Raw genomic sequence first — 306 nt, forward strand, 5'->3', positions numbered from 1 at the left:
TGGGGTTGTCGGTAGCAGACGGTCTGAAAACCTGGACAGTGTTAACGACCATTCTCGGTTTTACCGGATTCTTAATTACCTGGTGCGTATGGGCGGTAATTTGACCTTAATAAAAAGGTCCGATGGGCATCGGACCTTTTATTGTGCACAGAAAAGGCCAGCCTCGCTTGAGACTGGCCTTTCTGACAGATGCTTACTTACTCGCGGAACAGCGCTTCGATATTCAGCCCCTGCGTTTGCAGGATTTCACGCAAACGGCGCAGGCCTTCAACCTGAATCTGGCGAACACGTTCACGGGTGAGGCCA

The 306-nt window shown here is 51.3% G+C and carries 2 protein-coding genes; one reads left to right on the top strand and one right to left on the bottom strand.

The annotated features are described in order from the left end of the window. The first annotated feature begins 5 nt into the window (after positions 1 to 5). Positions 6 to 104: a hypothetical protein gene (locus SB756_RS29090; protein WP_410912999.1), complete on the top strand. Its 99-nt coding sequence runs from the start codon at positions 6 to 8 to the stop codon at positions 102 to 104. 93 nt (positions 105 to 197) lie between these two features. Here SB756_RS29090 and SB756_RS29095 read toward each other — a convergent pair. After that, positions 198 to 306: sigma factor-like helix-turn-helix DNA-binding protein (locus SB756_RS29095; RefSeq protein ID WP_410913001.1), on the bottom strand; the 109-nt coding region annotated here is incomplete at its 5' end.

The sequence above is a fragment of the Pseudomonas sp. SIMBA_068 genome, from assembly GCF_046534705.1.
GTDB classification, from domain to species: Bacteria; Pseudomonadota; Gammaproteobacteria; order Pseudomonadales; family Pseudomonadaceae; genus Aquipseudomonas; species Aquipseudomonas putida.